Raw genomic sequence first — 25,126 nt, forward strand, 5'->3', positions numbered from 1 at the left:
TTCTTTGACAGGACACTCGATCCCACTGGGGACAGATCCTTTATTCGGCGGCTTCTTTCAGGCTTTCGGGAGTTTTATTCTGTTGATCGGACAGCAGGCACTCGGCGTTTTTGCGTGGTCTGGATCGCCAGCGCTGGCAGGTTTTGCTCCAGACCCCCGGCATCGCCAGCATCACGGGAATGAACACCAGGGTCAACAAGGTGGAAAAGGCCAGACCGAAGATGATCGCCGTCGACAGCTGTACCCACCAGGTGGAGGTGATGCTGGAAAAGGCTGTCACCCGACTGGCAAAATCCAGATTGATTTGGGTCGCCATGGGAATAAGACCGGCAATCGTGGTGATTGTGGTCAGCATGATGGGTCGGATGCGTTGTGCAGCGGTCTGCAACACGGCGATGACGGGATCATCGGTGTCCTCGCGCAGCCGGTTATAAGTGTCGATCAACACGATCGCATTGTTCACGACGATGCCCGCCAGTGCAAAAATGCCTGTCCCCGTCATGATCACCGAGAACGGCTGACCTGTCATCAACATGCCCAGCAAGACGCCCCAGCCCGACATGAGGATGGTCGAGAGCGTCAGGAACGTCTGGTAGAATGAATTATACTGCGTCAGCAGAATGAGGAACATCAGGAACAGGGAGGCGATCATCGCCTTGCCAAGGAAGACCTGACTTTCCTTCTGGTCTTCATCAGCCCCCCGGAAGCGTGTTGTCACGCCGGGGGCAAAGGTTTGCGTGTCGAGCAAGGCCCCCAACTCGCGCACTTTCTGGTCAACGGTGGCCGTGCTTGTCGGATCGACAGTGGCCTTGAGCATCATTGAATAGGCCCCGTCGCGACGGGTGATGGTCGAGACCTTTTGGGCTGGTGTCTGAGTGATGAAGTTGGCCAAGGGCACGCTGCCCAGCGGTGTCTGAAGCCGCAGGTCGGAGAACCGGTCGAGGGTCCTCTCATTCTGCGGCAGACGGACGCGAATATCAACTTCGTCGTCGCTGTCCTCGGGCGTGTATTTGCCAATCAGGACACCATTAGTAACAAGCTGCACCATGGCGCCAACGGACGAAATATCAGCGCCGTAACGGCCAGCCTGCGTGCGGTCAACAGAGATCTGCCATTCGATGCCGGGCAGGGGGCGGTCGTCCTCCTGATCAATCAGATCGGCCATCTGATCCAGGTGCTGTCGCACGCGCGCAGTTGTCACAGCCACCTTGTCGTAACTGGTGGAGCGGACTTCGAGCTGTAGATCCTTTCCAGAGGGAGGCCCCATTTCCATACGGCGGATTTCAACCTTGATACCGGGGATTGAGCGGGTGCGCTGGCGAATTTCTTCGAAGATTTCAACGGCCTTGCGACGGCAGCAAAAATCACTCAGTTCCATATGCAATTCGCCGACCACATCGGCGGGTTTGTCCTGCACCCCGCCAAAGCCGTTGCCGCCTGCGCTGTCGCCGGTCGGGGGAGTGGTCGAGGTTATGACATTCTTGACGCCGCTCACCTGCATGACCTGACGTTCCACATCGCTGACGATGGACAGAGTCTGGCCTGCCGACATGTTACCGCGTGCCGAGACCAATACCACGGTACTGGTCGGGCTCTTCATCAATGAAGAATTCGATGCCGGTTGGATGAGCGACAAATGCCATGACGATGAGCGCACCGCTGCCGATGATGCCGACGAGCGCGATGATGTTGCCCAGGGGCGTTGATACAAAGCGGCGCAGGATGCGGATATAGAGACCCGTCATTCCGCGAATGGCGTTAGGGTCAAACGTGTGGGCATGGCCGAGTTTCTGCGCTTCGGCGTTATCTCTTTGTTTCTGGATTTCAGCGCGGGCCTGTGCCTTGCGGACCAACGCGCGGAGCGGCACGAAACTGACAAGCGCTACCAGACTGCCGAGGGCAATGGCCTGCCAGGGCGCGATGAGGCCTTGTGCGGCCCACCAGACAATCACGCCCAGACACAGCGCATAAATCTGCGCGGCGAAGCGGCTCAGGGCCAGAGAGGCTTGCGCGAAGATGCCTCCGGTAACCGGCAGGAAGATCAAGGCCGTCAGCAGGGAGGCTGACAGAACGATCATCACCATGATCGGCAGATAGCTCATGAACTCTCCAGCCACGCCGGGCCATAGCAGCATCGGCAGGAAGGCGGCGAGCGTGGTGGCGGTTGAGGAGATGATCGGCCAGAACATCAATCGGGCAGCGCGGATATAGGCCTCGCCTTCCGGCATGCCTTCGGCGATTTTCCGGTCTGCATATTCCGCCATGACGATGGCGCCATCGACCAGCATGCCGACTGTCAGAACCAGTCCATACATCACCATGTTGGAGACTGTATAGCCGAGCAGGCCCAGCACCAGAAAACCCATCATGAAGGAAGTCGGGATCGCCAGCCCTACCAGCAGGGCCGAGCGCAGACCAAGCGAGGCAACCACCACGATCATCACCAGAAAGATGGCGGTCATGATCGAGGATTCCAGCGAGCCGAGCACTTCAAAGGTGCGCGAGGATTGATCAAGAAGAATGTTGGCATGAACGGTCGAGGGCCACTGCTGCTGGGCTTCCATCACGGCCTCACGCACGGCGGCATTGTTCTCGATCAGGTTCTTGCCCAGCCGTTTGGTTACATCAAGCGCGATGGCGGGTTCGCCATTAATGCGGATGAAGGTGCTGGGGTCCTTGAAGGTCTTGCGGATCTGGGCGATGTCGCCAAGCGTCACCACCGCTTCGCCAGACTGTTTGATCGGCAGGGAATAGACATCTGCCGGCGTCTCGACCAGACCGGGAATCTTGACGTTGAAGCGCGCGCTGCCAGCTTCGATAAACCCGGCCGGCACCAGTTTGTTGTTGTTGTTCAGGGCCGAGACAAGCTCTTGTTGCGAGACGTTATAGGCATCCAGTTTTTCGCTGGAGATCAGAACTTCCAGCAGTTCTTCGCGGTGTCCCTTGAGATCAGCAGCGCGCACGGTCGACAGGGCCTCGATGCGGTCTTTCAGATCGCGCGCCAACCGAAACAGGGTTCGCTCGGGCACCTGACCAGACAGGGCCACCGTGATGGTCGGCAGCAGGGAGAAATTGGTTTCTGTGACGGTGGGCTCATCAGCATCATCAGGCAATTTGCTGCGCGCCAGATCGACCTTGGCGCGGACATCATCCAGCGCCTGATCCTTGTTGAAATCGACATCAAATTCCAGAATGATCGAGGCGTGTCCCTCGGCGGCAATGGCCGTGACTTCTTTCAGCCCGTCCAGACTGCGTAACTCCGTTTCCATGGGCCGAACCAGCAGGCGGTCTGCATCGCGCGGCGAGATGCCTTGCTGAGAAACAGACACATAAAACACCGGCACATCAATGTCTGGAGATTCTTCCTTGGGAATCGACACATATGTGCTGATTCCGGCTGCAATCAGCGCCAGCATCAGTACAAAGACCGTCTTGGGGCGACGCAGAATGGCGTCCAGCATGCTCGTCATTATTTACCGCCCGTGGAGGGCTGGGGCGTTTTGGAAGCTGCTGCGTCCTCTGTCTGGTCCTGCGGGACAGGCTCTACGGTTTCACCATCGGCGACAAAATCCTGTCCGGTGGTGATCAGCGTGACTTCCTTTGGCAAGCCGCTGACCCAGACGGCCTCTTGCCCCGAATCGAGCAATTTCACGGGCATGAAGCGCACCTTGTTGGTCTCGACAATAGTGCGTACCCCGATCTCACCTACGTCATTCAACGTCAGCGCGTCAGTTGGAATGTGGTGGGCTTTCTCGGAGCCGAGGCGAACTTGGGTGATGGCGGTCAGACCATCGCGCATAGACTTGTCGCCGGGCTGAAAGGTGACTTCCATATCGTAGGTGCGTGTATCGGCATTGGCTGATGGGGAAATATAGGTCACTTGACCTTTTGCGGTCTGTCCGGTGACAAGGCGGATGTCGGCTGGCAGGCCCACATGCAGGCCTGAAATGTCCTGTTCAGAGACAGCACTCAGCGTTTTCATGGGCGAAAGAGAAACGATGGTGGCACAGGTGTCGCCAACGTTGAGCCTCTGTCCGCGCTCTGCCAAGGGCGCGGATATGGTGCCGTCGATGGGCGCGCGAATGCTGGTGCGCTCCAGTTCCAGTTTTGCCTTGTCATACTGGGCTTGCGCCGCGGCCAGTTTGGCAGTGCGAATGGATCGGCCACTTTCTGCGAGGTAGCCCTTGTTCGACAATCTGTCGGCTGCATTCGCATCGATCTGCGCCTGCTTCAGGCTGGCCATGGCCTCTGGCACGGCGGCCTCATAAGATCCACGATCCAACTGGCACAGCACATCTCCAGCCTTGACCGTTTCGCCAAGATCGACAGGACGCTCGGTGATGACGGCAGCGGTCTCCGCGGCAACGCTGACCTTGGCGTTGGCCTGTGTACGACCATGACTGGAAAGAACGACCGGCCGATCTTGTGCGGTGCTCTGGTGTACGCTGACGCGAAAGGCGCTTTCAGGTGTTTGTGCAGCGCGTTCCGCCGGTGGGGGGACCGATCCCTCGTTGTCTCCGCGCCCGCTATAAACCTGCGTGCCGGACAGCATCCAGATGCTGACGGCCAAAGCAATCAAAACGGCCAGAAGATAGGAAAATCGGATCGTCATGCAGCGGTCCCATGCCGGAGTGGTTGAGGTGGTGGGCTGTCGATTGAGCCTTGGCCAAAGGGGAATATGTCAGTCCGTCCTGCCGTAACGGATGCACTCCATTGCCCCATGTTTCCAGTTATGGTGACTGACAGAGACGGCGAGAAGGCAGTCAGGATCACAAATGCGCGAGGCTGCTGGCGTCTTAAATCGACGTTGGCACTTGAATTGCGTCGATCCTTGGGGTTTTCTCGACCTCAAGAAATGCTTCAAGAGGTTGAACGAGATGGCGTCTTCATATCCACGCGACATGATTGGTTACGGCCGATCCACCCCCGATCCGCAATGGCCGGGCGATGCCAATGTGGCGGTGCAATTCGTGATCAATTACGAAGAGGGGGGCGAGAACAACATTTTGCATGGCGACGCCGCATCGGAAGGTTTCCTCTCGGAAATGCCCAATGCGCAGCCGTGGCCCGGCAAGCGCCACTGGAGTATGGAATCGATTTACGAGTATGGTTCGCGTGCCGGGTTCTGGCGGCTGTATCGCATGTTCACCGAGCGCAAGATTCCTGTGACAGTCTATGGCGTCGCGACCGCATTGGCGCGCAATCCCGACGCGGTTGCTGCCATGAAGGAAGCTGATTGGGAAATTGCTTCGCATGGCCTGAAGTGGATCGATTATGCCGATGTTCCTCAGGAGGTGGAGCGTGAGCATATGCTGGCAGCGATCCGCTTGCATGAAGAGGTGACAGGTGCCCGGCCTATGGGCTGGTATACGGGACGGTGCTCGATGCAGACCCAGGAGTTGGTCAAGGAAGAGGGTGGCTTTCTGTATGATTCAGACAGCTATGCCGACGATCTGCCGTATTGGGTTGATGGCCCTCAAGGCGATCATCTTGTCATTCCCTATACGCTCGACACCAATGATATGCGCTTTGCCGCTGTTCAAGGGTTCAATTCGGGCGATCAGTTCTTCACCTATCTGAAGGATGCCTTCGACACGCTGTATGCGGAAGGCGAAGCCGGCGCGCCGAAGATGCTCAACATTGGGCTGCACTGCCGTCTGGCGGGGCGACCGGCACGCGCCGCTGCTCTGGGCCGGTTCATGGATTATGTTGCCAGCTTCGACAAGGTTTGGCTGACGCGCCGCATCGATATTGCCTGGCATTGGCATGCCCACCACGCTCGTGGCTGATCGGGGGATCCGTTTGTAACCGTGGAAAGCCGGTGTCAGGACCTCTGAGGCCGGCTTTTTGCTGCCGAAACACCCATTAACCAGTTGTTAAAATTTTAGACAAATGCGAGTGGCTTGTGTTGTTCGTACGGCGCCTGCTTGTTAGAAGGGTAAAGAAACAATTAACAAGCAAGCGCAGGCTCATTTTAATGCCTTCTTTTTCGCGATCATATTTTCACGTTTATCTCTTTGCTTGCTTTATACTCGGCTTTGCGATCACGGTTGCTGTTTCCAGTGAGCATACGCAAAGCGTCGTGTCCCGGTATCTCGCCGAGGGGCAGTGGCAATATGAGCAGGTCGCCGACAAGATTTCGTTTGAGGAAATGTATGATCAGGGGGCGGACAGCCTTGATGTGATGCGCCTCGGCATTCGCACGCTGATGGACATGCCCTATCTGCCGCTCGAAGAGGTTGCTTCGCGGTTGAAGCGGGTCTCCCATCGGATCTGATTTTTTCGTCCATCCCTGAGCTCTCTTCTTGCCAGGCCAGATGTCATTTGACATTCACGTCTTGCGTTCTGGTTATGCAAACTCCAGCGAGAGCGGAGCATCCTCCTGCCTTTGACGACGTCGAGGTGCATAGGGAAAGGGCTTTTCTGCCGGTAAATGCGGCGCTGATTTGCGCAGAAGTCCGGTTCTCCTGCCGCTTTTTTGCTTCCCAGATCTTCGATGAATGCGCGTCAGGGTACGTGACGGGCCGCCCGCACGAAAATGTCCACAGGTGTTGAAATCGATAGGCCAGCACGCGTTCACTCTTGCTATTCCTACCAAATAAGCGTTCAAATGTATGATAAATGATCAGTCGAATGATCATTTCCGGGTGAGAGGAGGCACCTGCGAGATGGGGTCGTCTGACGTACTGTCACGCGCAAAAGAGCAGGCTTATCTGTTCGAATGGTTATTCTTGTTGCGGTTTTGCGTGCCTTGATCAGACGGTTCTAGAGTTCTCATCCAACGTTGTTTTTCAAAATATCGATCGGTCGCAGGCTTGCGTTTTCGTGCGCTCAAAGCACTCCTGAATCTTGTTGTTTGGAGGCAGGAATGGCTTGGTTCGCCTTCGCATGACGAAGCGTAAGAATTGTACTGATGAGATATTGACTTATTCAAAAACATTAATAACGTTTGGTGATTAAAGTAGGGTAAGTAAATTGGATTGGTCCATAGTGATTTGCCTGCGTCGTTAAAATAACTATTGGTAATGTAATTATGATTGGCAGCGAGAAAGTTATTGATCAGCGGGTCAAATACCGGCACATGCAATGCTTTTGGGAGGTGGCCCGTTGTCGGAGCCTCGTTAAGGCAGCAGATGCATTGTCGGTGACACAGCCGGCGGTTTCCAAGACATTGAAAGAACTGGAGGAAATATTGGGGGTGCGCTTGTTTGAGCGCAGTCGGGCAGGGGTTGAGATCACACGTTATGGCGAGGTGTTGTTGCATTACGCGGGCGCCAGCTTGTCGGCGTTGCGTCAGGGGTTGGATGGGGTCAAGCAGGCCAAGATTTCGGGCGGGTCTGCGCTGAACATTGGTGTTGTCCCGAGCATCACCATGCACTTCCTCTCGGATTCTGTACGCACTTTCGATGATGAAAAGCTCGGGGTTACTCTGAAACTTGTGGCTGCTCCCAACGCCAACCTGCTCGGGCGCTTGCGTCTCGGAGAACTTGATCTTGTCATCGGTCGCTTTGCCCAAGCGGAGACCATGGGGGATCTGTCATTTACGCACCTTTATTCGGAAAGCATTTCCTTTGTTGTGCGCAAGGGGCACCCCTTGATCGGTATGGCGCCGAATGATCTCGCCCAGATTGCCAATTATATGGTGCTGGTGCCGACGGATGATGCCACCGTTCAGCCGCAGATCGGAGAATTGCTGCTTCAGCACGGCATCACAACATTGCCGCGACAGATTGAAACTGCTTCGCTTGCTTTTGGACGCGCCTACACGGTGGAGACCGATGCCGTCTGGATTACTTATCGCGGCGTGGTGGAGCGGGAATTGGAGACGGGTGAGTTCGTTGAATTGCCCATTGATACCAGTATGACCACCAATCCAGTCGGTCTGATGATTAGGGCGGACAGCGCACCGACGCCGGCGCAGATCATGTTTCAGAACATGGTTCGGCGCACGTGCCACGGGACGACCTGACAAGACGTCGGCCTTAGGTGAGCTTGGCCGTGCGTGTTTTTGAGAGGCGCGCACGGGTCTTGGTTGGCGCAGTGACGTGCAGAGCATCGGAAATCGGATTACGTGGCTCGGGCATGCTTTTTGGAACTGCCCGGCATTTCGGGTTTCTTTTGCTAGAAAATCGAAAATGGCGAAAAAGCCGTTTGTTGTGACCCATACTGTCTGCCGTTACGATCCAGTCCAGATACATTGATTTGGACCAAAGGTGCGCGGTGACTGAGAATTCCCAACAGACCACGAGTTTGCTCGATGATCTTCTGGCGCTGACCCTGAAGGCCGGTTCCGAGATCATGACATTCTACCGTGTCGGTTTTGAGGCCCATCGGAAGACCGATGGATCGCCCGTCACTCAGGCCGATCGGTTGGCGGAAGAGGTTATTCTCGAAGGCTTGTCGAAACTCTTGCCCGATATTCCGGTGGTGGCGGAAGAGGCGGTCGAGGCAGGACATCTGCCCGGCATTGGCAGTCGTTATTTTCTCGTTGATCCGCTGGATGGCACCAAGGAATTCGTCAATCGCAATGGCGAATTTACCGTCAATATTGCCTTGATCGAGGACGGTGTGCCGGTGTGGGGCGTTGTCTATGCCCCCGCGATGGACGAGATCTACTGGGGCGGCACATTGCCCGCACAAGAGCCTGATGCAGATGCCCTGACAGCGGGGGCCTTTCAGGCGCGCGTTGAGAATGGCGTTCTTGTTGACCGTCGCGCGATCAGCGTGCGCGCACCATTGGCCGCTGGTCTCACGATTCTTGCGAGCCGCTCGCATCTATCAGATGCAACTTCCCGCTTTATTGAACAGTTCAAGGTGGCGGAGATGGTGTCCATCGGCTCGTCGCTGAAGCTGTGCTGGCTGGCCTGCGGCAAGGCGGATCTTTATCCGCGACTGGCTCCAACCATGTTCTGGGACATTGCCGCTGGAGATGCCGTGCTGCGGGCGGCGGGCGGTATGGCGCTGCACCACGAGACACATCAGCCAGTGTCCTACGCAGCACCGGATACCCCTTGCAAGGATGATTTCAAAAGCCCGTATTTTCTCGCCGTCTCAAGCCGGGGTCTCCTGGAGACTGCTGCAGTCCCCTCGCGCTGGAGAAACGACAGGTCGGGCACCTGACATGAGCTGTCTTCGCAAGAAGGCAGACACAAGATGATTGCATCGAGAGGCAATGGAATGGACGCATTGAATTCGGACGCATCAGCAGAGCGCATGAGCAATCTGCGTCGGCTTGAAGCCGAGAGCATCTACATCATTCGGGAAGTGGCGGCGGAGTTCAAAAATCCGGTGATGATGTATTCCATCGGCAAGGATTCCTCCGTCATGTTGCATCTGGCGATGAAGGCGTTTTATCCATCAAAGCCGCCTTTTCCGCTGCTGCATGTCGACACGACATGGAAATTCCGCGAGATGATCGCGTTTCGCGATCAAACGGTCAAGGATCTCGGCATCGAACTGATCCGTCATACCAATGAGGACGGGCGGGCCAAGGGCATCAATCCGTTTGATCATGGTGCGGCTTATACCGACATCATGAAGACGGAAGCGCTCAAGCAGGCCTTGAGCGAGTATGGCTTTGACGCTGCCTTTGGGGGCGCGCGTCGCGATGAGGAAAAGAGCCGCGCCAAGGAGCGCGTGTTTTCCTTCCGCAATGCGCAGCATGGCTGGGATCCAAAGAACCAGCGGCCGGAACTGTGGAACCTCTACAATGCTCGCGTAGCCAAGGGAGAATCCATCCGGGCTTTTCCGTTATCCAACTGGACAGAGCTCGATATCTGGCAGTACATCATGGCGGAGAACATTCCCATTGTGCCGCTGTATTTTGCCAAGGAACGCCCGGTTGTCGAACGGGGCGGACAGTTGATCATGGTTGATGATGAGCGTCTGCCGTTAGCTCCTGGCGAAGTTCCACAAATGCGCAAGGTCCGCTTCCGCACGCTTGGTTGTTATCCGCTGACGGCGGCCATAGAGTCTGAGGCTGACACCTTGCAGAACATCGTGCGTGAAATGCTGATTGCCCGCACCTCCGAACGCTCCGGTCGTTTGATCGATCAGGACGATAATGCCTCCATGGAAAAGAAAAAGCGCGAGGGGTACTTCTGATGTCCTTGGCTGATGAAACGACCGACGGCACCAACGCAGTTGCCGAATATATCGTGGCGCAGGAAGAAAAGGACCAGCTCCGGTTTCTGACCTGTGGCTCTGTTGATGATGGCAAGTCCACACTCATCGGGCGGTTGTTGTTCGACACCAAGCTGATCTTCGAGGATCAACTGGCTGCGCTGGAGAAGGATTCACGCCGTCATGGGACGGTTGGCGAAGACATGGATCTGGCCTTGCTGGTCGATGGCACTGGAAGCCGAGCGTGAGCAGGGTATCACCATTGACGTGGCCTACCGCTTCTTTGCGACCGACAAGCGCAAGTTCATCGTTGCGGATACGCCGGGTCATGAACAATACACGCGCAATATGGCCACCGGTGCATCGACGGCGGATCTGGCTGTGCTACTTGTGGATGCCCGCAACGGCTTGATGGTGCAGACCCGTCGTCATGCTTTCATTGCCTCCTTGTTGGGGATCCGCCATGTGGTTCTGGCGATCAACAAGATCGATCTTGTTGATTTCTCGCAAGACCGTTTTGAGGAAATCCGCAAGGAGTTTGAGAGCTTTGCCAGTGGGTTCGATTTCGAAACCCTGCAGGCAATCCCGATGTCCGCTCGTTTTGGCGATAATGTCACGACGTCCAGCGCCAGTATGCCCTGGTACTCCGGCCCGTCACTGCTGGAATATCTGGAGAGCGTCGAGATCGGGCATCATGAACTGAGCCAACCGTTCCGTTTTCCGGTGCAGTGGGTCAATCGTCCCAATCTGGATTTCCGCGGCTATTCCGGGACGGTCGCAGCAGGCTCCATCAAGGTGGGCGACCAGATCGCCGTGGCCGGGCCGGGCAAGACGTCGCGCGTCAAGCAGATCCTGACCCCGATGGGCGAGCAGCCCAACGCGCAAGCGGGGGAAGCGATCACGCTGACGCTGGAAGACGAAATCGACATTTCACGGGGCGATCTGATTTCCGACCCGCATGCGCGGCCTGATGTAGCGGATCAGATGGCAGCACATGTCATCTGGATGGCTGACGAAGCCTTGCTTCGAGTCGTTCCTATCTGATGAAGATTGGCGGACGCACGGTCAATGCCACGGTCACAGAGATCAAGCACAAGATCAATGTCAACTCCTTCGAGCATGTTGCCGCCAAGCAACTGGCGCTCAACGAGATTGCCTTTTGCAATCTGTCACTGTCGTCCTCGGTGGCCTTTGATCCATATGAATCCAACCGCGACACGGGATCATTCATTCTGATCGACCGCATCACCAATGCAACAGTGGGTGCGGGCATGATCTGGTTTGCCTTGCGTCGTGCCACCAACATCCATTGGCAGGCTCTGGATGTGAACAAGGATGTGCGTGCCGAGGCATTGGGTCAGAAACCGGCCGTGCTCTGGTTTACGGGTCTGTCCGGGTCAGGCAAGTCGACCATTGCTTCGATCGTTGAAAAGAAGTTGCACTTGCGCGGCCGGCATACCTATCTGCTTGATGGCGATAATGTGCGTCATGGCTTGAACCGCGATCTCGGCTTCACCGATGCAGACCGGGTGGAAAACATTCGCCGTGTGGGTGAGGTCTCGAAACTCTTCACCGATGCGGGCTTGCTGACGCTGGTGTCCTTTATCTCCCCCTTCCGGTCTGAACGCCGCATGGTGCGCGATCTGGTGGGCGAGGGCGCGTTTGTCGAGATCTTCGTCGACACGCCGCTGGAGGAGTGCAAGAAGCGCGATCCAAAGGGCCTTTACAAGAAGGCGGAGGCTGGAGAAATCAAGAACTTCACCGGCATCGATAGCCCGTATGAAGCACCGCAAGAGCCGGAATTGCGCCTGGTCAACACCGACCGCGATCCGGAAGAGGTCGCCGACGAGGTGATTGCCTATCTGGAACAAAAGGGCTTCGTTGCCTGATCGGACCTGATCTCACAAAACGAATAAGGCCCGGTGCAAAAACACCGGGCCTTATTTGCAGGCTGGCAACATGGTCCGAGATTGCTAGGAGCCGATCAGAAGCAACACGCCTTATAAGGTGCTGGCCGCATCGTGCCGGATCACGTCGTCTTCTTCCAGATAGGTGCCGGATTGGACTTCGATCATGCGCACCGGAATGCGGCCCGGGTTGTGGAGCTTGTGCTTTGATCCCAGCGGCACGTAGGCCGATTGGTTTTCGCTCAGCAGCTTGGTTTCGTCATTGATGGTAATCTCGACCGTGCCTGACATGACCACCCAATGCTCGGTGCGGTGCAGATGGCTCTGCAAGGTCATGCCGTGCCCCGGTTTGATCAGCAGGGACTGGACCGAGAAGCGCTCACCGTGATTGATTTGTTCACGCCAGCCCCAGGGCCGATAGCTGCGCGGGTGCCGGTCGGTCTCGCTGCGCCCTTCTGCCTGAAGCGCCTCGACGATCTTTTTCACGTCCTGCGCATGGTCTTTGTGGGCGACCAGTACACTGTCTCGGGTGGAAATGACCAGAATATCCGACAGTCCGACGATCGAGACCAGCCCGTGATCGGCATAGGCTAGACAATTGGCGCTTTCGAGAAAGCGTGTGTCGCCAAGGCTGGCATTGCCATCAGAGTCCTTGTCCAATGCGGTCCAGATGGCCGACCACGAGCCGAGATCATCCCATTGCGGCGACATGGGCACGCAGACGATGTTTTCGACCTTTTCCATAATGGCATAGTCGATCGATTTGCTCTCGATGCGCGCGAATGTGTTCGGCTCGATCCGGGTAAAATCCAGATCGCGTGTTCGGGTCGCAAGGGCGGCGCGCACATCTGCCAGGATCTGTGGCTGGTGTGCGGCAAAAGCTGCGACCATGGCCTTGGCCGAATACAGAAAGATGCCGGCGTTCCAGACGTAGTTCCCGGCAGCCAGGAAATCCTCGGCCCGAGCCAGATCCGGCTTTTCGACGAAGGCGTCGACAGCATGAACGGGCGTGTCGGACGCGGCGAGGCGAATATAACCGTAGCCGGTTTCTGGCGTCTCCGGTTGAATGCCGAAGGTGACGATATTGCCCTTGAGCGCAGCGCTGCGCGCGGCGGTGATCGCCTCCAGAAACGCCGGTTCATCCTTGATCAGATGGTCGGAAGGCAGCAGCAGAACCAATGCATCCTCGTCCTTTTCCAGGGCGATCAGCGCCGACATAGCGGCAGGGGCGGCGGTGTTGCGGCCGCAAGGCTCCAAGAGAATGGTGTCCGGCTCGATGCCGATGTCGGTCAGTTGCTCGCCCATCAAAAACCGATGGTCGTTGTTGCCGATGACGATGGGAGCAGCAAAGCCTGCTCCTTGCACCCGCAGCGCCGTCTTTTGAAACAGGCTTTGATTGTCAAACAAGGGCAGGAACTGCTTGGGGCGATCCTTGCGTGACAAGGGCCACAGACGGGTGCCAACGCCACCGGATAGAATGCAGGGAATAATCATCAAGAAATCACCAATGCCAGATCGTTCAATCGCAAATGTACGCAATATGGCTTTAAGCATTCTGAATGGGGATCTGCAACCGGGATGCGCCGCAGAACACGGCCCAACAAGGCGATCGGCTGCGCCGTGCTTTATGGGGAAGGGCTGGGACGGTTGGTTTGCTTTCTCTTGTTTCGAAGGGAGGGAGCGTTATGTTATGCAGTAACAAGCGCGTGGTCGCTTCCTTGTGACCAACAGGGCGACATGCCAACTGATGAAAGTCTAAGAGTGACAGACAGCAACACTCCCCTTGTCAGCCTGAAGAACGCCGGTGTGCAACGTGGCGCGAGCTGGCTTGTGCGTGGCGTTGATCTGGAGGTGCGTCCGGGTGAAATCGTCACGCTGATTGGACCCAACGGATCGGGCAAATCGACCAGTGCCAAGATGGCGCTTGGCATTCTCAAGCCCAGTGAGGGCACGGCTGTCCGGATGCGCGATCTCAAGGTCGGCTATGTTCCGCAGAAGCTGATGATCGACTGGACGCTACCCTTGAAGGTGCGCCGATTCATGTCGTTGACCAACAAGCTGTCCGATACGGATGCAGTCGCCGCATTGGAGCGCACTCATGTGCGCCATCTGCTGAATGAAGACTTGCGCAACCTCTCCGGCGGTGAAATGCAGCGTGTGCTGTTGGCGCGTGCCATTGCACGAGAGCCCAATATGCTGGTCCTTGATGAACCGGTGCAGGGCGTCGACCAAAGTGGCGAAACCGCCATCTACAGTCTGATTGCTGATCTGCGTCGCGAAATGGGCTGCGGTATTTTAATGATTTCGCATGACTTGCATGTGGTCATGGCGGCAACGGATCAGGTGGTTTGTCTCAATGGCCATGTGTGTTGTCGTGGCACGCCACATGCGGTGTCGCAAAGCGATGCCTTTCGTAAGTTGTTCGGGCGCAGCATGGCGCAGACCCTTGCGGTATACGAACATCATCATGATCACGAACATTTGCCGGATGGGCGGGTGCGCCATGCCGATGGCACGATCATGGCGCAATGTGCGGGCGAGCACTGCAACGGGGCACATGATCACTCTGAAGAGCAGGACCATGGCCATCATCACGATCATCATGCGCAGGGTTCCGAGGCCGCGCAGACCACGCCGCCTGCCGATCGGGACACGGGGGAGGCGCGCTGGTGAGCCTGCTTGATGATTTCTTCATGCGGGCGCTTCTGGCCGGCATTGGTGTGGCGCTGGTTGCCGGCCCCTGCGGATGTTTCATCGTCTGGCGACGGATGGCCTATTTCGGCGATACGCTGGCGCATGCCTCGCTGTTGGGGGTGGCCCTTTCGCTGCTTTTGCAAATCAACACGACGCTGGCTGTGTTCGTCGTGTCGGTGGGAATTGCAGCCCTTTTGCTGGCGCTGCGCTCGCGCCAGACGCTGTCGTCAGATGCATTGCTTGGGTTGTTGTCGCATTCGTCCCTGGCCGTCGGACTGGTGTGTCTCGGTTTCATGACCTGGGTGCGTATGGATCTGCTCGGCCTGTTGTTCGGGGATATTCTGGCGGTGGGAAAACAGGATATTCTCATTGTCTGGGCTGGTGGCGCGGTGGTTCTTGCCGTTCTTGCCTGGATCTGGCGGCCGCTTTTTGCTGCAACCGTCAGCCCGGATCTGGCGGGCGCGGAAGGTATGCGGCCCGAGCGTGCCAACATGATCTTTGTGTTTCTGCTGGCGGCGGTCATCGCCATTGCCATGAAAATCGTCGGCGTTTTGCTGATCACCGCTTTGCTGATCATGCCGGCAGCAACCGCCCGTCGAGTGTCGGCAAGTGCCGAACAAATGGCGCTTTTCTCCGCCATCATTGGGGTTTGCGCTGTTGTGGCCGGATTGTTCGGCTCACTGCAATGGGATACGCCCTCGGGGCCGTCCATTGTGGTCGCCGCAATGGTACTTTTCATTCTCGTCATTCTGCCATGGCCGGGACTGAAGGCGAGAGAACGACGGCGCGCGCTGGAAAGGAAAGGGTAGTCATGGACACGTCTCACAAGCATGATCATCACGATCACAAGCTGACGAAAAATCAGGCTCTGGTGTTCGACGCTCTCACCGAGGCAGAGGCCCCTTTGGCCGCCTATACCATTCTGGACCGCCTTCGCGATGAGGGGTTTCGCGCGCCCTTGCAGGTCTACCGTGCGCTGGACAAGCTGGTCGAGTTCGGCATGGTGCATCGTCTGGAAAGTCTCAATGCCTTTGTTGCTTGCAGCCATCCTCAGTGTGCTGCACATGAGACGGCGGCCTTTGCCATTTGCAACAAGTGCGGCGGCGCAGCGGAATTTACCCCGGACGAGGCCACCCGCATTCTGAAAGGCTGGGCGGATCAACACGCGTTTGCGCTGTCAAAGATCACCGTTGAGTTGCGCGGCATATGTGCGCAATGCCGCTGCAGGCTGATGGGGTCCTGACAGGAGCATAGGTGTGTTGTCTCCTGAAGGACGCCGTTCAAAGCCTTCAGTTTTAAGATTGAAACCTGCGAGTTCATCCAAGGGAAAGAATTACAATTTATCCTTGCGTTTGATTGAATGACTTTCAGGATATTTCCTTGACTGAGTTTATGAGCCGCTCAGGTTTATCTCCGCATTCCCCGGTCGAGCATGGTCAGGATCAACATGGCGGTGGCGTCTTTAATGTGATCCTTCTCGTTGCCGGGTTTATCTGTCTGTACCTCTATGCCGTGTCCGAGCCAAAGCTCTTCTGGCACTTTCCGGCATCGGTGCTCGACGCCTCGAATGAAGATTTGATTGTGTTTTACAGGGCCGGGCAACTTGCCATGCAAGGGGTGGCAGAACAGGCGTATAATTCGGCGATTTTTCAGTCTGGAATAGCGCCAGACAGCCGCTATCTGCTGATGCTCAATCCGCCGCATTTTTTCCTGTTTGCCGAACCAATGGCGCATTTTTCCTATGGCACGGTGAAGCTGGCGCTTCTGCTCTTGTTGGCGCTGTCATCTTTCATGGTGTGTCGAGCGGTTTCCGCGGGAACATTTCTGTCCGTTGCGATGATCCTGAGTCCGGTCGCTTATTACAACTATGCTTGCCTCAATATAGCGGCCATCGTCATCACCTTTCTTGCCTTCGGAGCCGTGAACGCCGGGACGCGGCCGTTTTGGGCCGGGCTGGCGTTGGCCATTGCGACCGTGAAACCGCAATATGGTGTGCTGATCGCCATCTATCTTTTGTTTGCCGGCCATTATCGGGCAATCTTCTGGGCCTGCCTATGGACGGCTGTTCTGTGTCTTGTGGCTCTTGCACGCTATGGCATCGCGCCTTTCGAGGCCTTTTTCAATATTCTAAGTGACCCGGCCTATGCGACATTCTTCTCGAATGTGCAGTCCACGAGCCTGACCGTGTTTCATTCTCTTGGCAAACTTGGTGTGGCATCAGATATTCGCTGGCCGGTGCAGATGACAGTGATTGTTCTTGGATGTGTCTGGTCAGCCTATGTGGCGCGAGCGTATCGACGCGACGCCGCGCTCGGGTTGATCTTTCTGACGGCGGGTTTCGTATCACCAAACCTGTTCTACTATGATTGGTATCTCCAGACGGTCGGTGTGCTTCTGATAATCCGCGTGTTGGGGCAGGTGCCGCTGCCGTTTCAATTCGCTGCTGGCCTTCTTCTGGTGCAACCGTTGATGACGATTATCATTTCCAGGTTTTCGCATGATGTGTCCTATTTCTATTCCGCGCTGGTGCCTTTGAACACGCTCTTGGTGATTATCATGGCGTGGTTTCTGGTGAAGAAAGCTCGGAAAGCGGTCAATGCGTCTGTGCCAGATATCGCTGACCTGCAAGGGGCTTGAGGAGAGGTCATGGCCATAGGCAGGTCCAAGGAGCAGTTAAAGGTAATGTCTCGAAAGGTGGGTTTTGGCTTGTGTGATCAGGCAGGCAGGGCGTGACCACAGGTCCTGAAATGACAAAAGCGAACAGTGACGGTCTGCATAGTCAGATGGATGGTGAGTGCTCGGGCAGCGATCTCAGGGGCCTGCGTGACGTTCCGATGTTTGCTCTTTGCATCTGCCTCACTGCTGTTTTGTGCGTGCTGATTTATTTTTCCAATGCACAAACCCAGTTCTGGCAGTTCCCCGCAGATGTTCTTCATGCTGGTCATGAAGACCTGACGGCGTTTTATCGTGCTGGGCAGATGGCGCTGGGCGGACAGGCAGCTCAGACTTATGATCCGGCGGTTTATCAGCCGGGTCTGCCGGCCTCGACACGGGATCTCTTTTTCATCAATCCGCCGCATTTTCTGTTTTTTGCCGAGGCCATGGCCTGTGTCGGTTATGGGACGACAAAAGCCATCATGCTGGCGTTGTTTGCCTTGAGCTTCTATGCAATGGCCCGCATGAGTGGCTTTGGTCTTGGTATGGCCGTCCTGCTGGCGACCTCAAGCGGCGGCTATTACGCTTTCACGGTGCTCAATATTTCCTGCTTGGTCATCACGCTGATCGGCTTTGCGCTGATCCATGCGCGAACACGACCCGTTCTGGCCGGGCTGGCTTTGGCTGTGGCAACGGTCAAACCGCAATATGGCGTGCTGGTGCCTGTCTTTTTACTGCTGGAGCGTGACTGGAAAACATTTGCCAGCGCCACCATCGCTACATTGGTGTTGCTTGCCCTGTCTGTCGTCGTTTTTGGCTGGCAGACGTGGCAGGCCTTTTTCGATATCTTTCAGATCAAGACCTACACCGATTATTTCGCAGTTCTGGCGCCGGGCAATTTCACTTTGCAAAGCGCGTTGGGCAAAATGGGTGTCGATGAAACCATTCGGTGGGCCTGCGGCATTCTGGCGGTGCTTTTGGTCGTTGGCGTGCTTCTGGTCAGGGGGCGGCACTGGCCGCGCCCTGCATTGATTGGTGTGACGCTCATCCTGTCGGGTCTCGTCTCGCCGTCATTGATGGCTTATAGCTGGCCGCTATTTTCGTTGGGGGCCATGTGCCTGATGAAGACGCGGAACAAGTGGCCGGTTGCCTTGCAGGTCTCGCTGGGGGTCTTGTGGGCACAGCCGATCATCGCCACCATCCTGTTCAACGTCATGGCGCAATATGCGCTGGCTTATTCGGTTGTGGTGACCTTCAACATCGTGCTGGTGGCCGGTCTTGTCGTCGCATGTGACTGGAGCAAGGAGCAGGTTCTTCACGCGGGTCAGGGCGCGTCGGGCACACCTTTGGGCCCCGCCTGACGCAGAGTGATTTGATCCGGGGGACATTGTCTTGAATGAAGCGAGGCTGCGCGAGGGCGCTTAGAGGCGGGCCAGTGACAGCCAGTCCCGGTTTCACATCAGGTCATCGATTCAAACGGGCCGAGAAATCGAACACCAAGGCGATCAGGTGTTCGCCACATGACTTCGGCGGGGCGCTTCATACCTTCGTTGATGAAGTAGAGAATGAAGGCACTCGGCACACCCAAAGTGCTGGGCATGTGAATTTGTGCGCCCGTGTCGCTGGTATTGCGGATCGTGCAGTCAAACGACTTGCTCAAGCCAGCGAAATAAATGCGTCCGGACTTAAGCGTACGGCGTCGCTCGCTGCTTCTTCTGTCTTCGTTAGTCATTACTCACACTTGTCTCTATACCGGCTCATATACGGTCACTTTAATCCTGAAGGATCAAACATCACGTTAATGAGATTATAGGCATTCTTTCAGCGGTTTATCATGACAGATATGTGTTGCAAACGAGCCTGTGTGGAAATTCGTCCTGAAACGGCACCCGAAAGCTTCAAATCAGTGTCGCAACTGCCAAATGAGCCCTGCACCAAGAGGAATGCTTGTCATAGGCTTTTCCTTGCCGTAAGCACAGGCGGAGAGACTGGGTCTGGGGACAAGTGGAAACTTGCGCGCGTTCGCGCCAAACTTGCGCCATGAACCCGGGTGATGACACATGGTGAACTTGGTTTGCCAGATGTGCGTCAAATCGATAGTGTGGCCGCCCGACAGTCAGGCATCCAGCCTGGGGTAAAGACAGTAAATGCAGGAACGAGACACGTATGTCCGATATTTTTCGTGAGGTCGACGAAGATATTCGTCAGGAGAAGTACCGGCAGCTTTGGGACCGATTCGGTCTCTGGTTGATTGGCTTTGCCGTTCTGGTGGTCATCGCGACGGGTGGGTATCGCGGCTGGATTTACTGGCAGGACCAGCAGGCAAAAGCCGCTGGCGACAAATATCTTGAGGCAGTCAGCCTGACTCAAAAGGGTGATGTCGCGGCGGCCGACAAGATTTTTGCCCAACTTGACAATGCCACTGGCGCTTACCCGCTTCTGGCCAAGCTTCGCATTGCGACCGACAAGGTCAAATCGGGCGATCCCAAAAAGGCTCTGGCCGAATTTGAAGCTATTGCCAATAATCCCAATAATCCTAAGGCAATCGTCGATGTGGCGCACTTGCGTGCAGCCTATCTGGCGGTTGATGAAGATGATTATTCGACGGTGGCCGACCGCGTTGGTGGTCTGACCGGAGACGACAACCCGTTCCATGCGGCCGCGCGTGAATTGCTGGCAATTTCTGCTCGAAGAACGACAAGGTCGATGAGGCGCAGAAGTGGATCAAGCAGATCTCTGATGACCCGGCGACGCCGCAGGACATTGCATCGCGCATCAACCTGCTGTCGGATGTGATCAAGGCGTCGGGCAAGAACGACAAGACTGTGCCAGACTCTGCAATCGCGCCGGTGGTTAACGCCAGCGCCGATGCTTCGGCCAATGACAATGCAGCTCCTGCTGCACCGGCCGGTCTTGGGTTGCCGGGTATGCCTGCACCGTCCGCTGCGACCCCGGGAGCAACGGCCCCTGCGGCGACAACGGCTCCTGCAGCAACTCCGCAGGCCGATGCTCCCGCACCTTCGATGCCGGCCGCGCCGGATGCGGGTGCTGCAGCCACGCCATCGGCAACAAACAGCCAGACGCTGAACAACGCGGCCTCGGCCATGGATGCTCTTGCTCCGGCACCTGCTGCCGGTTCTGATGATACTGCGACTGAGGCAACGCCAGACAACGGTGCGGCCAGTTCGGATTCCTCCGAAAATAAGGAAGACGCAAAGTGATTTTCGCCTGTTCCAGAAAACGATTGCTTTCTGTTTGTTCCGTTATTGCATTGACCGTCGGCCTTGCAGGGTGCGGCAGCATTGCCGGCATGAACCCATTTGCCTCTGGCGACAAGCCGCTTGCAGGCAAGCGTGAATCCCTGTTTCAGGGCTCGGATCCAGCAAACACCGTCCGCACGAGCCAGGCCAGTATTGGCGCGGCAAGTGGCGGCTCTGCCTGGACGACAGCAGGTGGCGGTGTCACCAATGATCCGGGCAATGTGGCCGTTTCCATTCGCGGTGCGCGCGTCTGGCGGCAGGACATTGGCAAGTCGGGCGGCGGCCTGATGTCGGATGCGCTGCGCCTGTCGGCCAGTCCGGTCAGTGATGGATCGCGGATCTACGTCTACAAGCCGGATGGTTCAGTCGTGGCCTTGTCCCCTGGTGGCGCAAAGGTCTGGAGCCAGTCGTTGCGTCCGGAAAACGAAAAGATTCTGCACCTGGTGGCGGTGTGGCCGTGTCCGGTGGTCGCGTCTACGTCAGCACCGGCTATGGCAATGTTGCCTCGCTGGATGCTGGGTCGGGCAAGGTTCTCTGGACGGCCAAACTTGACGGCCCGGCACGCAGTGCACCGGCCGTTGGTGCAGGTCACGTCTTTGCCGTGACCGACAACAACGAAGTCTATGCCCTGTCCGAGAAGGATGGCAGCCAGGACTGGATGTACACAGGCATCTCGGAACAGGCGAGCCTTCTGTCCGCCTCAAGCCCTGCCGTAAGCGGCAATACCGTTGTTGTTCCATCGTCTTCGGGCGAAGTGATCGCGCTTAACGTCAAGTCGGGCGATGTGATCTGGTCTGATGGTGTTGCGCGCGGGTTCCGCACATTGGCGCTCTCTGGTCTGGCGGATATGTCAGCCAGCCCGGTCGTCGAAGGTGGGATGGTTTATGCCACGGGCGTCGCCGGCAAGACGATCGCATCGTCACTGCGCACAGGTGATCGTGCGTGGGAAAGGGACCTCGGAAGTGTCCATACGCCGGTGGTTTCGGGCAATGCCGTGTTCATGGTTGATCTCGATGATCGCATGGTAGCACTTGACCGCAAGACCGGTGATGTTCTATGGGCGACAACCCTGCCGCGTCCGAAGAAGAAATCGCGTCGGCGGAACTGGGCGGGCCCGGTTCTGGCGAATGGCACTCTGATCGCTGCTTCTACGGATGGGCGTCTTGTCATGGTTGATGCTCGTACGGGCCAGATCAAGACAACGCAGGATGTGAAAACCGACGTCTTTGTCTCGCCCATTGTGGCGGCAGGACGCATGATCGTTCTGGACGGTGTCAGCGCCGTCGCCGCGTTCCAATAAATCAATAAAGATTTTGGCGCGCGAGGCATTTCAGGAGTAAGTGACGTGGGCGCCAAAGTCGCCATCATCGGACGGCCGAATGTCGGCAAGTCCACCTTGTTCAACCGGTTGGTCGGCAAACGCCTGGCTCTGGTCGACGATACGCCGGGTGTTACCCGCGATCGTCGCCCAGGCGATGCCAAGCTCGGCGATCTGCGCTTCACCATCGTCGATACGGCGGGTCTGGAAGACGCAGACAACGCCAGTCTGGCAGGCCGCATGCGGATGCAGACGGAAGAGGCCATTCAGGAATCGGATGTCGTTCTCTTCGTCATCGACGCGCGCGCCGGTGTCACACCGCTGGACGCCCATTTCGCAGACGTTGCCCGTCGGACCACTCGACCCGTTATCCTGTTGGCCAACAAGGCTGAAGGTCGGGCCGGTGAAAGCGGGCTGTTCGAAGCCTTTTCTCTCGGACTTGGCGAGCCAATCGCCATGTCGGCCGAGCACGGCGAAGGCCTGGCCGATCTTTACGATGCCTTGAAGCCGCACGTCGATCGGATCGACGATGAAGAAGAGGCTATTGAAGAAGCGCGCACCAGCGTGGACGTCAACGAAGAGGGCGAACTGGTCGAGGAAGAAGACCCTGTCGGCACCAAGGAGCGACCTTTGCGGGTTGCCATCGTTGGCCGTCCGAATGCGGGTAAGTCGACCTTGATCAACACCCTGCTCGGGGAAGATCGTATGCTGACTGGCCCGGAAGCCGGCATCACACGTGATTCGATTTCCGTCGACTGGACCTGGCGCGATCGTCATATCAAGCTGTTTGATACTGCCGGTATTCGCCGTAAGGCGCGTGTTCAGGAAAAGCTTGAAAAACTGTCGGTGGCCGATGCGCTGCGCGCGATCAAGTTTGCTGAAGTGGTTGTGGTCACGCTTGATGCGACCATGTCCTTCGAGAAGCAGGATTTGCAGATCATTGATCTGGTCGCCCGTGAAGGCCGTGCGCTGGTGATCGCCATCAACAAATGGGATCTCGTCGAAGATCGTGAGGCTGCGTGGAAAAAGATCCGCGATGCTAATGAACGCTACTTCAATCAGATCCGCGGCGTTCAGATCGTCACCATGTCTGGTATTCAGGGGCAGGGGCTCGACAAGCTGCTGGAAAACGTCTTCACGGCTTATGAGCATTGGAATGCGCATGTGTCGACATCGCGTCTCAATCGCTGGCTGGAACGTGTGACCGGGAATCATCCGCCCCCCGCTGTGGCCGGTGGTCGTCGCGTGCGGCTTCGCTACATGACACAGCCGAAGACGCGCCCGCCGCATTTTGTGATCTTCTGTTCGCGTCCCGAACAGCTTCCGGAAAGCTACACCCGTTATCTGGTCAACCAGATGCGTGAGGCATTCAGCATTCCGGGTGCGCCGATTCGCTTGTCTTATCGCAAGGGTGAGAACCCTTATGCGAAAAAGAAGAAGCGCAAGATTCAGTAGAACTTCAGCAAAAGGCGGGACCAGTGGTTCCGCCTTTTCCATTTGCAGATAAGTGTACAAGGAGACGTTCATGCATTCCGACAGGCTTAAATTCGCCTTCGATCTGGCTCGCAAGGCCGGAGGCCTCGGATTGGATTATTTTCGCAAGCTGGACGAACTGGTGGTCGATTCCAAGGGGCCGCAGGACCTGGTGTCGGAAGCGGACAAGAACGTCGAGACACTGGTGCGTGATGCTATCGCGGCGACCTATCCCGACGATGGCATCGTTGGCGAAGAGCACGGTCGTGTGCAGGGCACTTCTGGCTACACCTGGGTGATCGACCCGATTGATGGAACTGCAAATTTTGTCGCCGGTATCCCGCAGTGGTGCGTGATCCTGGCGTGTGTGGAAGACGGCGAGGTTGTCGGCGGAGTCATTCACGAACCTTGCACGGGCGAAACCTTTCATGCCGAAAAAGGCAAAGGGGCCTTCGTCAACGACAAGCCGATCAAGGCGTCAGACAGTGACAGCCTCGGCGTCGGCTCTCTCGGCCTTGGCTATACAAGCCGTATGCGCAAGGATGACATTCTGGCAACAACCGGCAAGTTGATCGACGCAGGCGGCGTTTTCTTCCGCAATGCATCGGGCGGGCTGATGCTGGCTTATGCAGCCTCGGGACGTCTGATTGGCTACCTCGAGTTCCATATGCACGCCTGGGACTGTCTGGCCGGCCTGCTGATCGCCGCTGAGGCTGGATGTGAGGTTCGCCCCTATGACGCGGAGAAAGTGCTCTCAGAGGGCGCTTTTGTCGTTGTCGGCGGCCCCAAGGTTTACGGTCAGATCAATCAGCTTGCCCTGGATACGTTCACAGGCCTGAATATCTGATCTGTGATATAGCGCTCGCTGCTGCTGAGCGAATAAATGAATTGAAAAAGGCCGCTCACTGGAGCGGCCTTTTTGCATTTGAAGTGTCGGACCCTTTCCGGTGCTGCGGAAGGGGGAACCTCAAAAATCCATGAATTCGCCCGAGACCCGGTCGTAGAGCTTGCCGGTTGCCGTCTGTGTTGGGGCAAGAAGCGTCAGAAGTGAGGCTGGAACGTCGGCGGGCAATGCCAGCCGGTCCTTGTCCTCGCCGGGCATTGCCTGCGCTCTGAGGGCGGTTCTGACAGGGCCGGGATCGTAGAGGTTGACCCGCAGGCTGGATTGTTCGGTTTCACCAGCGTAACAGCGCACCATCGCTTCAAGGGCGGCTTTGGTCATGGCGGTCAGCGACCAGAACGGCGTGCATGTTGTAACTTGAACGGAGGTCATGAAGGCAGCGCGTCCGGCATCGGAGCGTTGCAGCAGCACATCGAGCGAGCGGATCAGCCGCCAGTTGGCCGTTACATTGACTGCCAGGGCCGTGTCGAAGGTTTTTGGATCGATATGCGGCACAGGGGCCAGAGTTCCCAGCATCCCGGCATTGGCGACCAGCATGTCAAGCTTGCCCCAGCGCTCGTAGATAGCTGCGCCAAGACGGTCGAGCGCATCGTGGTCGGTCAGGTCGGCTGGCACGAGGGTTGCCCCACCGCCAGCCGCCTTGATTTCATCGTCAAGCTCCTCCAGCCCACCAACGGTGCGGGCAAGGGCGATGACATGGACACCGCGGGCGGCAAGCGCCTTCGCGGTTTCGTAGCCAATGCCGCGGGAGGCACCTGTCACCAGGGCCACCCGTCCACTCCAGTCGTCCATGTTG

At 57.0% G+C, this 25,126-nt stretch carries 18 protein-coding genes and 4 pseudogenes; 17 read left to right on the top strand and 5 right to left on the bottom strand.

Annotation, left to right across the window (positions count from 1 at the left end; genetic code table 11):
* Positions 1-118: 118 nt before the first annotated feature.
* Positions 119-3,470 (bottom strand): annotated as a pseudogene (locus AC0L7U_RS18285) (efflux RND transporter permease subunit); the annotation flags it as partial.
* Positions 3,470-4,612 carry an efflux RND transporter periplasmic adaptor subunit gene (locus tag AC0L7U_RS18290; protein WP_473692712.1) on the bottom strand — a complete coding sequence of 381 codons (1,143 nt, stop codon included), beginning with the start codon at positions 4,610-4,612 and terminating at the stop codon, positions 3,470-3,472. The pseudogene AC0L7U_RS18285 and the gene AC0L7U_RS18290, both read right to left, overlap by 1 nt.
* 265 nt (positions 4,613-4,877) lie before the next feature.
* Here AC0L7U_RS18290 and puuE point away from each other — a divergent pair.
* The 6 genes and pseudogenes from puuE to cysN form a co-directional block, all read left to right on the top strand.
* Positions 4,878-5,777 (top strand): annotated as a pseudogene (puuE, locus tag AC0L7U_RS18295) (allantoinase PuuE); the annotation flags it as partial.
* Between the two features lie 305 nt (positions 5,778-6,082).
* Positions 6,083-6,277 (top strand): hypothetical protein, encoded by a 195-nt coding sequence (locus tag AC0L7U_RS18300; RefSeq protein ID WP_473692713.1) that lies wholly within the window; start codon positions 6,083-6,085, stop codon positions 6,275-6,277.
* Positions 6,278-7,081: 804 nt separating this feature from the next.
* Positions 7,082-7,969: a pca operon transcription factor PcaQ gene (pcaQ, locus tag AC0L7U_RS18305; RefSeq protein ID WP_473695898.1), complete on the top strand. Its 888-nt coding sequence runs from the start codon at positions 7,082-7,084 to the stop codon at positions 7,967-7,969.
* Between the two features lie 251 nt (positions 7,970-8,220).
* The gene (gene cysQ / locus AC0L7U_RS18310) at positions 8,221-9,120 is read left to right on the top strand and encodes a 3'(2'),5'-bisphosphate nucleotidase CysQ (RefSeq protein WP_473692714.1); all 900 of its coding nucleotides are present in this window, start codon (positions 8,221-8,223) and stop codon (positions 9,118-9,120) included.
* 57 nt (positions 9,121-9,177) lie between these two features.
* Complete coding sequence (cysD, locus tag AC0L7U_RS18315) at positions 9,178-10,104, top strand: sulfate adenylyltransferase subunit CysD (RefSeq protein WP_473692715.1); 927 nt, start codon at positions 9,178-9,180, stop codon at positions 10,102-10,104.
* Positions 10,104-12,011, top strand: a pseudogene (cysN, locus tag AC0L7U_RS18320) (sulfate adenylyltransferase subunit CysN). Before cysD ends, cysN begins: the two are co-directional and overlap by 1 nt.
* 111 nt (positions 12,012-12,122) lie before the next feature.
* On the opposite strand, the gene AC0L7U_RS18325 reads toward cysN, so the two are convergent.
* On the bottom strand, positions 12,123-13,523 hold the full coding sequence (locus tag AC0L7U_RS18325) for a mannose-1-phosphate guanylyltransferase/mannose-6-phosphate isomerase (RefSeq protein WP_473695900.1): 1,401 nt from the start codon (positions 13,521-13,523) through the stop codon (positions 12,123-12,125).
* A gap of 267 nt (positions 13,524-13,790) precedes the next feature.
* On the opposite strand from AC0L7U_RS18325, the gene AC0L7U_RS18330 reads away from it, so the two are divergent.
* The 5 genes from AC0L7U_RS18330 to AC0L7U_RS18350 all read left to right on the top strand — a co-directional run bounded on the left by AC0L7U_RS18330 (position 13,791) and on the right by AC0L7U_RS18350 (position 18,739).
* Positions 13,791-14,702, top strand: coding sequence for an ATP-binding cassette domain-containing protein (locus AC0L7U_RS18330; RefSeq protein ID WP_473692716.1), 912 nt, complete (start codon positions 13,791-13,793; stop codon positions 14,700-14,702).
* Positions 14,703-14,704: 2 nt separating this feature from the next.
* Positions 14,705-15,532, top strand: coding sequence for a metal ABC transporter permease (locus AC0L7U_RS18335; RefSeq protein ID WP_473695902.1), 828 nt, complete (start codon positions 14,705-14,707; stop codon positions 15,530-15,532).
* A gap of 2 nt (positions 15,533-15,534) precedes the next feature.
* Positions 15,535-15,966: a Fur family transcriptional regulator gene (locus tag AC0L7U_RS18340; protein WP_473692717.1), complete on the top strand. Its 432-nt coding sequence runs from the start codon at positions 15,535-15,537 to the stop codon at positions 15,964-15,966.
* Between the two features lie 137 nt (positions 15,967-16,103).
* Positions 16,104-17,360 carry a glycosyltransferase family 87 protein gene (locus AC0L7U_RS18345; protein WP_473692718.1) on the top strand — a complete coding sequence of 419 codons (1,257 nt, stop codon included), beginning with the start codon at positions 16,104-16,106 and terminating at the stop codon, positions 17,358-17,360.
* Between the two features lie 110 nt (positions 17,361-17,470).
* Positions 17,471-18,739, top strand: a complete 1,269-nt coding sequence (locus tag AC0L7U_RS18350; protein WP_473692719.1) for a glycosyltransferase family 87 protein — start codon at positions 17,471-17,473, stop codon at positions 18,737-18,739.
* Positions 18,740-18,837: 98 nt separating this feature from the next.
* Here AC0L7U_RS18350 and AC0L7U_RS18355 read toward each other — a convergent pair whose 3' ends face one another.
* Complete coding sequence (locus AC0L7U_RS18355; protein WP_473692720.1) at positions 18,838-19,110, bottom strand: PilZ domain-containing protein; 273 nt, start codon at positions 19,108-19,110, stop codon at positions 18,838-18,840.
* Between the two features lie 434 nt (positions 19,111-19,544).
* Between AC0L7U_RS18355 and AC0L7U_RS18360 the strand changes: the two genes are divergently transcribed.
* The 6 genes and pseudogenes from AC0L7U_RS18360 to AC0L7U_RS18385 all read left to right on the top strand — a co-directional run bounded on the left by AC0L7U_RS18360 (position 19,545) and on the right by AC0L7U_RS18385 (position 24,276).
* Positions 19,545-20,174 (top strand): tetratricopeptide repeat protein, encoded by a 630-nt coding sequence (locus tag AC0L7U_RS18360; protein WP_473692721.1) that lies wholly within the window; start codon positions 19,545-19,547, stop codon positions 20,172-20,174.
* A complete protein-coding gene (locus AC0L7U_RS18365; protein WP_473692722.1) occupies positions 20,171-20,599 on the top strand; it encodes a hypothetical protein in 429 nt (142 codons plus the stop codon). The genes AC0L7U_RS18360 and AC0L7U_RS18365 overlap by 4 nt, the downstream gene beginning before the upstream one ends.
* An 89-nt stretch (positions 20,600-20,688) precedes the next feature.
* Positions 20,689-20,892 (top strand): annotated as a pseudogene (locus AC0L7U_RS18370) (hypothetical protein); the annotation flags it as partial.
* A 143-nt stretch (positions 20,893-21,035) separates the two neighbouring features.
* Entirely contained in the window at positions 21,036-21,938 is a 903-nt protein-coding gene (locus AC0L7U_RS18375) for a PQQ-binding-like beta-propeller repeat protein (protein WP_473695904.1), read from the top strand.
* Positions 21,939-21,983: 45 nt separating this feature from the next.
* A complete protein-coding gene (gene der, locus AC0L7U_RS18380) occupies positions 21,984-23,411 on the top strand; it encodes a ribosome biogenesis GTPase Der (RefSeq protein ID WP_473692723.1) in 1,428 nt (475 codons plus the stop codon).
* 70 nt (positions 23,412-23,481) lie between these two features.
* Complete coding sequence (locus tag AC0L7U_RS18385; RefSeq protein ID WP_473692724.1) at positions 23,482-24,276, top strand: inositol monophosphatase family protein; 795 nt, start codon at positions 23,482-23,484, stop codon at positions 24,274-24,276.
* Between the two features lie 120 nt (positions 24,277-24,396).
* Here the strand turns inward: AC0L7U_RS18385 and AC0L7U_RS18390 are convergent, their stop codons facing one another.
* Positions 24,397-25,122, bottom strand: a complete 726-nt coding sequence (locus AC0L7U_RS18390) for an SDR family NAD(P)-dependent oxidoreductase (RefSeq protein ID WP_473692725.1) — start codon at positions 25,120-25,122, stop codon at positions 24,397-24,399.
* Positions 25,123-25,126 lie beyond the last annotated feature (4 nt).

It is taken from the genome of Roseibium sp. 10G30-5, from assembly GCF_055809635.1.

Coding starts and splice junctions, on each gene's coding strand:
- AC0L7U_RS18290 (WP_473692712.1), bottom strand. CDS start 4,612: ATGACGATCCGATTTTCCTATCTTCTGGCCGTTTTGATTGCTTTGGCC.
- pcaQ (WP_473695898.1), top strand. CDS start 7,082: ATGCAATGCTTTTGGGAGGTGGCCCGTTGTCGGAGCCTCGTTAAGGCA.
- cysD (WP_473692715.1), top strand. CDS start 9,178: ATGGACGCATTGAATTCGGACGCATCAGCAGAGCGCATGAGCAATCTG.
- AC0L7U_RS18325 (WP_473695900.1), bottom strand. CDS start 13,523: ATGATTATTCCCTGCATTCTATCCGGTGGCGTTGGCACCCGTCTGTGG.
- AC0L7U_RS18340 (WP_473692717.1), top strand. CDS start 15,535: ATGGACACGTCTCACAAGCATGATCATCACGATCACAAGCTGACGAAA.
- AC0L7U_RS18350 (WP_473692719.1), top strand. CDS start 17,471: ATGACAAAAGCGAACAGTGACGGTCTGCATAGTCAGATGGATGGTGAG.
- AC0L7U_RS18355 (WP_473692720.1), bottom strand. CDS start 19,110: ATGACTAACGAAGACAGAAGAAGCAGCGAGCGACGCCGTACGCTTAAG.
- AC0L7U_RS18360 (WP_473692721.1), top strand. CDS start 19,545: ATGTCCGATATTTTTCGTGAGGTCGACGAAGATATTCGTCAGGAGAAG.
- AC0L7U_RS18385 (WP_473692724.1), top strand. CDS start 23,482: ATGCATTCCGACAGGCTTAAATTCGCCTTCGATCTGGCTCGCAAGGCC.
- AC0L7U_RS18390 (WP_473692725.1), bottom strand. CDS start 25,122: ATGGACGACTGGAGTGGACGGGTGGCCCTGGTGACAGGTGCCTCCCGC.